Genomic DNA, 6967 nt, shown 5'->3' with positions numbered 1-6967 from the left:
AAGGCTTTGGTTGCAGCCAAAGCTTGGGCCTCACTTTACCTAAACTGGTTTAAAAAAGAATAAAAAAGGTGGGTGTATTATCCATACAAGCGCTATTAACTTAGTAGCGCTTGTCCTGTCTTAATTATTTCTTGAGAAAGGGACTTATTCACCCCTTTTACCAGTACCCAACTATGCCAATACATAGTTCTGATCAATTGCTTATCTGGACATAAATCAATCAATGCACCTGATGCCAGCTCTTCTTCAATTTGTAGCTTTGGTAATAAACAATAAGCCACCCCAGCTTTCGCTAATCCAACAAATGCTTCTGAGGATTTTACCGTATGACAATAATACTCAGTTGCTGCTAATTTAAAGTGTTTAGCGATATAGGCGGTGTGCATATCATCTTTATGATCATAACTAATGGCAGGTGCCATTTTTAACGTTTGCTTTGTGACTCCTTTAGCAAAATATTTTCTTTTAAAGCTATTTGAAGACACTAAGCAATATTCCATTTTTCCCAACAAAAAAGAGCGATACCCTTTAAGCGGGCTTTCCACTGTGCTAACTGCACCTATTGCCTCACCGGAACGTAGCTTATCAATCGTTGTATTTTCATGCTCAATGATAATATTCAATTCAATTAATTCACGTGCAACAACAGGAGTAATCGCTTTAATAAACCAAGTTGCCAAGCTATCAGCATTAACAGCTATCGCTATATTTAAAGGCTTTAGTGGTTTTTCAGGTAATAAATTGGGTAAGAGCTCGCTTTCTAACTGCTGCACTTTTTTATAGTGACTTAATAATTTTTCGCCTGCTAAAGTAGGCATTATTGGTTGGCTTCGAATAACTATAGGCTGACCAACCGCTTCTTCTAAAGTCTTTATGCGTTGTGAAATGGCTGACTGACTAATAAACAACTTTTTCGCAGCAAGCTCAAAACTTTGGTTTTCAATAATCGCATTGAGCGCAGAAAGTAATTTGTAATCAAACATAGCAGCAACCCAGTATAAGTTTTACTTATGATGGTTAAGATTTATTAATTATATTTATATCACAAAAAGGTGCAAACTTCGCTCATCTTAAAAACAAATTCGGTGGAGAATTATGATGAGTTTACTTGTAATGACTAAAGGTTTTACCCTAGCTTTAAGCATGATAATACCCATTGGAAGTCAAAATTCTTTGCTGTTAAATCAAGGGATTAACCGTAATCATCATTTAATGACAGCAAGCCTTTTTGTACTTTACGATGTGCTATTAATGTCGCTTGGCATTTTCGGCGGTAGTTTGATCTTATCAAGTAGTGATTTGCTATTTACATTACTAACATGGGGAGGCATTGCCTTTTTGCTTTCGTATGGCTGGATGTCATTTAAATCTGCATATCTTAGCTCTACATCAAATGCAGTTTTCAGTTCAAAGCATAAGTCAGTTAAGGTCATTATCATGACCAGTTTGGTCGTCACTTTTTTAAACCCCCATGCCTATATTGATACGGTAATGGTTATCGGCAGTGTTGGAGGACAATACCAAGGAGATGCAAAGTTAGCTTTTTTAATGGGTACTATTTTGGCTTCAATGGTTTGGTTTAGCTGCCTAGCTATTGGCGCAGCCAAGTTTTCACATCAGTTAAGTCAACCAAAAGTCAAACGTGTAATAGACACGTTAATCGGCATTGTAATGTGGTCTATTGCCTGGTCACTATTAATGACATGGCTAGCAAGATAAACCCTGTCTAGGCTAAATGGTTTGGCAGTACTTAACATAAAGTACTGCCTAATACCGTTTTAGTTAAATATCATTTGGCCTGCCAGCATCTTCTTTGCGGTAATCACACACCCCTGATGCAAAAATAGTTTTTAATTCATCAAGGTGATCAGTAACGTTAATACTGCCATAAAAACCTTGTGCGATAGCTTGTGCCACCGAGATCAATTGACACTTAAAAATACTACCCTGCCAAGGGCCTTCAGCTTGAATTCGACTATTTGAAAAAATTGCATACGCTTTTGCGCATTCACCTTCTGCTCGTTGATTCCAATGACCATCCCACACGCTTTTTCCTTGGGCAATAATATTTCCCTGCTCATCAAAGCAAATATCCTGTAATTGCGCTGGCTTAGCTTGTGAAACAGAAAGTGTTGGCTCCTCTTTTAAGGTGAGCAACCAACTATCCATCATAGAGAAAGCAAGCTCACTCGGATCGTAATCTCGTTTAGCTACCCAAATCACTTGGTTATTGGCATGTCCATTGGCTTGTTGAAGCCTTAACCTAGCACTAAATGAAGCTGACATATGATGCATATCGAGTTTCTCTTCTAAATAGTGCCGAACATCAATAATGGGTAAGTCTAAGCGACCAATGAAAACTTGTCCCCCTCGATAGGCTGCCTTTATCGCTTCAAGCGCAGCACTACGCCTTGGAGCTACTTGGGTATCATGACTCACCTGTGTAATATTATCGCTACCCCATAACGATATCCATAAAGGCATTTTTCGACCAAAAGGCGTAATAATACTCTCTGCTTTCATTTCATGTTGAGGCTTCCAACTTCCTATATGTTTATTTATATGAATAAATTCACTTACAGTGATCTGCTTTTGTTTTAGCGCTCTTAAACCGTATTGAACACCTTCATTATCCCAAGTACTTTGCACTAGGCCATGTTCATCACGCTCAAATAGCCACGCCATATCTTCCCAGTAGTTCCAATTTGTTTGCTTCACTACAGCTTTACTAAAAAAGCTGCGTAAAAAACCTTGCCTTGGATTATGAATAAACGTAGATAAACCGAAATAACCATTTATGCATTCACTGTTACCTTCAGGAAAACTGGGCACCATACCCGCCATTAATTGCGCAACAGGCTGTAAAAAAGCGATCTTCTGAGGGAAATCATTCAGGGTATTCATTCCTTCGAGTAACTGCCTTTGATCCCATTGCTGCCATCGACTATTTTTTCTATCTCTGAAGGTAAAATAATTATTGAGCAAATCACAGTCTAAGGTATAAATTGTTTGGCTAAGCATATCTGGGTATGAGTATTGTGGAATTAGGCCATCTAAAATGCCTTGGCTATTTTGCCCGATAAGGTATTGCGCTAATCCACCGCCTGAACCTCCAATACCTACGGTATAAAGGGGTTCACCGAATAAACTCTTAAAGTGTAATTTAACTCGCCTTGCCGTATCTTCAGCAATAAGCATGTTATACGTGTAGCTTGTGCGATTACCACTAGAGCTAATTACTGCGTAACCTTGCTGGATTTGCGGCAATCGACGGCTAATTATTTTTGTCGCTTTTTGCCTACCTTGTCTAAAGCCAATACCAGAGCCACCATTGAATTGATAAATAAGCTTTTTATTCCAAACGCTGCTCTTTACTCTTTCGCCTAGTTCTTCAGGAGTTATTGCCATGGCGATGGTATATATAAAGCGGTTAATACTGCCTTGTTCTGCTCTAAAAAGGGCTAAAGGCTGCTTTGCATTCGGTAAGTTATGAACATAAGCAAACTGGTTTTTAGATAATTTAATAAGGTGGTTATCTTTACTTAGATAATAAAATTTTAAATGTGAAGGCACTAAGCAGTCTTTTGAGTACCCGATGATTTCATTTCTTTTACTCAAATCATCATATACAGGCACACCTAAACCTTGCTGATTATCGACTAAGGGCTGACCTATTTTAGAGTCTATAGTCATGCAATAAAAAGGGTATTGCTTAGGCCCAGAATATAGAGAATGACTCGGGCCAACTTCTCCTAATTTGATTGGGAATTGGAACGTTTCTTCAGGCCTGCTTGATAAACGAACATGAGGAATTATAGGTAAAAGATAATTGTCTTCAGCGCTTGCTACACCTACAACTTGCCTGTGTTCGTAAGGGTCTTCATATGGCAGCGATAGATACAGTAGTGCTATGATTGCTATACAGAAAGGAATGACTAAAGTTATTTTTTTCATAAGCTCACCACTTTATTAAGCTAACGAAATTAAAAATAAGTCCCTTTACGAGATAACTTGAGTATAGTAAATAGTACATTTTTCAATCAGATTGTTTTTTTATAAAAAGCCCTCTTTTTGTAAATGACTGCTGTGAGTTTGTAGTTATTGACTATTGTATGCCATTATTATGTTTATAAATCTGCCTATATAAACATAAATCACTATGTATATACTGCTGTTTAGTTGATATGTTTTAATTACAACTTCTTCATTAACAAGGAATCTAAATGAATCGAATACATCCACTTAAAAGTTTTGCAATAATACTTTGCGCATCATTAGCTATTGGTTGCTCATCCACTAATCCTAGTAATGCACCACAGGTTTCTGAAGATGGCTTAAACCTTAAGTTATCAACGCGATCAACTATTGCTTATAAAAAATCCGGGGTTGATTTTAGTACTTATAATCAAGTGCAAATTATGCCGAGCACTGTTGCTTTTAAACAGAACTGGATGCGTAACTATAACCGTAGCACCGCTTCAATCTCAACGCGTGTAAAAGACAGTGATGTTATTAGAATAAAACAATCGATGGCGACTATGCTTGATGAAATATTTATTGAAGAATTCAATAAAGGAACTGGATATTCCGTTGTGTCAGAGCCATCTGCCAACACCTTGCTGATCAAACCATCTATAATTGATTTAGACGTTAACGCCCCCGACCTTTCAACTGCATCAAGAACAAGAACCTATACCCAAGATTCAGGTGAGGCAACATTATTTTTAGAAATATATGACAGTGTCAGTGGTGAGATTCTAGCGCGAGTAATCGATGCCCAAGGTGGTAGAGACAATGGCTTTTACCAATGGTCGACACGCGTGTCTAATCGGGCTGATGCTAGACGTATTATCAGAGGTTGGGCCCAAAAGCTAAGAACAAAATTTGATGAAGCTCACACCAAGTAAACTATTGTCATGTGACGTTTTCTTAAGGTAAGAAACGTCACACATCATTCCATCAGATAGATATCTGTTATTTTAATTTACTAACAAAAGTTTGCCTAAATTTGGCAAGCTTTGGTGAAACAACAGCCTGACAATACTGATTTTCAGGGTTATTGTTAAAGTACTCTTGATGGTAATCTTCACCACGAAAAAATACACTCACTGGTGATACTTGAGTAACAATAACATCATCAAAACTCTGAGCAGCTGTTAGTTCATCAATAATATTGCTCGCAATTCTTTTCTGCTGTTCATCATAGGCAAAGATTTCTGAACGATACTGTGAACCAATATCATTCCCTTGGCGATTGAGTTGTGTGGGATTATGTAAGGTAAAAAAGATCTCTAAAATTTCCTGATAAGAAATAATATTCGCATCAAACTCCAGTTTTACCACCTCTGCATGGCCTGTATCCCCTTTACATACAGCTTCATAGCTTGGTACACCTTCTCCGCCCATATAACCAGAAGTAGCACTGATAATACCTTTTAAACTGTTATAGGCTGCTTCAATACACCAAAAACAACCGCCAGCTAGAACGGCTTGTTCAATATTTTTATTAGTCGCTTGTTCTGTCATATATTTATCTTCATTTCTTACGTATTTTCACCTTGATGGAAGAATACATTACGGACGTTTAGACGTCTATAGCTATTTTCCTGATCCTTATCAAATTAATGTTTTATCAATTACTTTGTTAGCAATCATTCAGGTAGTATGTGTTTATATTTGACCTAACTAAACAAAAATACTTTCATATATGCCGAAATTTATTAGTCGAGCCAATCAAATTCAAGCGATTATTGCCTTGCGCTCTATCGCTATTGCCATCCAACTTTTGCTTATCTTTTTCGTCAATCTAATACTGCAATATGAATTACCGTGGACACCACTTTTTAGTGTGATAGGCCTTGAGGTACTTTTTACTCTAGTTAGTAGTGTTTACTATAAAAAGCATCATTTAAGCGATGATAATGCTAGGCAAAAAGCAGTATTAATTCAAATTTGTGCTGATATTTTATTTCTATCCTTTTTACTCTTTTTTAGTGGCGGTGCGACTAATGCGTTTGTCTCACTGCTCCTTATACCCATTGCCATTGCTGCTGTAACCTTAACCCCGGTATTACTTACCATTGTGGCCTCGTTGGCCATCGCTTCATACAGCGCTTTGCTCTGGTTTTTACCCATGAGTGTAATGCACGGTAATATGGAAGGACACTTTATTGGCATGGGGATTAACTTTTTATTCTCCGCGTTAGTTGTTGCCCTAGTGGTGGGCAAAATGGCACGAAGTATCAATCAACAAGAACTCGCTATTGCAGCTTATCGAGAAGACTTGCTCAAACAAGAGCAAGTCACATCCCTTGGGGTTGCTTCTGCTCAAGTCACCCATCAACTGGCAACGCCCATTGCAACCGTTCAGTTACTTTCTGATGAACTATCAGAAGATTTTCCTGATAATCCTGTTATTCAAGATATGCAAATACAACTTGCTCGATGTAGAGATAGTCTTTCTGACTTTAGAGACATGGTCTTCTCCATTAAAGAACAAACCATTGCGCCACTTTACACGCAAGAATTACTGAAACAAATTAAAGAAAATATCGATGTTAACTACCCAGAAGTTAGCCTTGAATTGAACTGCCTTGAACAAGATAATGTACAAGTTAAAGCTGATGCGGCTTTATTACCGGCGATATTGAATTTAATTAACAATGCTATACGCGCTAGTAAGGCCAATAATAGCTTGGCCTTAACGATTAGTAGCCAACTTATTGATAACAATTGGCAGCTCATTATTAGAGATTATGGCAAAGGATTTACCTTAGAAAAGTTAACCGAATTAGGTGTCAAGCCCGTTGATAGTGAGCAAGGGCTTGGCATGGCAGTATTTCTTAGTCATGCAAGTTTAGAACGTCTCGGTGGTAAGTTGTCGTTAACTAACCACCAAAAGGGCGGCGCATTGGTCACTTTAAGTTTGCCAAATATACAACCACTATCGCTGTAATTTATTTGTGTT

General features: G+C 37.8%; 6 protein-coding genes. 3 read left to right on the top strand and 3 right to left on the bottom strand.

Features of this window, described 5'->3' with window-relative positions; translation table 11 throughout:
• Nucleotides 1-95 precede the first annotated feature (95 nt).
• Complete coding sequence (locus tag EPA86_RS14950; RefSeq protein ID WP_140605025.1) at nt 96-983, bottom strand: LysR family transcriptional regulator ArgP; 888 nt, start codon at nt 981-983, stop codon at nt 96-98.
• A gap of 112 nt (nt 984-1095) precedes the next feature.
• Between EPA86_RS14950 and EPA86_RS14945 the strand changes: the two genes are divergently transcribed.
• Nucleotides 1096-1719, top strand: coding sequence for a LysE/ArgO family amino acid transporter (locus EPA86_RS14945; protein WP_342777400.1), 624 nt, complete (start codon nt 1096-1098; stop codon nt 1717-1719).
• 63 nt (nt 1720-1782) lie between these two features.
• On the opposite strand, the gene EPA86_RS14940 is transcribed toward EPA86_RS14945, so the two are convergent.
• On the bottom strand, nt 1783-3954 hold the full coding sequence (locus tag EPA86_RS14940) for a DUF6351 family protein (RefSeq protein ID WP_140605023.1): 2172 nt from the start codon (nt 3952-3954) through the stop codon (nt 1783-1785).
• Between the two features lie 269 nt (nt 3955-4223).
• Here EPA86_RS14940 and EPA86_RS14935 point away from each other — a divergent pair, with 269 nt between their 5' ends.
• The gene (locus EPA86_RS14935; protein ID WP_140605021.1) at nt 4224-4907 is read left to right on the top strand and encodes a DUF3313 family protein; all 684 of its coding nucleotides are present in this window, start codon (nt 4224-4226) and stop codon (nt 4905-4907) included.
• Nucleotides 4908-4974: 67 nt separating this feature from the next.
• Here the strand turns inward: EPA86_RS14935 and msrA are convergent, their stop codons facing one another.
• Nucleotides 4975-5526, bottom strand: coding sequence for a peptide-methionine (S)-S-oxide reductase MsrA (gene msrA, locus EPA86_RS14930; protein WP_140605019.1), 552 nt, complete (start codon nt 5524-5526; stop codon nt 4975-4977).
• A 181-nt stretch (nt 5527-5707) separates the two neighbouring features.
• Between msrA and EPA86_RS14925 the strand changes: the two genes are divergently transcribed.
• On the top strand, nt 5708-6955 hold the full coding sequence (locus tag EPA86_RS14925; RefSeq protein WP_140605017.1) for a sensor histidine kinase: 1248 nt from the start codon (nt 5708-5710) through the stop codon (nt 6953-6955).
• Nucleotides 6956-6967: the final 12 nt, after the last annotated feature.

It is taken from the genome of Litorilituus lipolyticus (genome assembly GCF_006439335.1).
GTDB classification, from domain to species: domain Bacteria; phylum Pseudomonadota; class Gammaproteobacteria; order Enterobacterales; family Alteromonadaceae; genus Colwellia; species Colwellia lipolytica.
The sequence above is the reverse complement of the archived record's forward strand: the minus strand, read 5'-3'. Positions and strand labels throughout refer to the sequence as shown.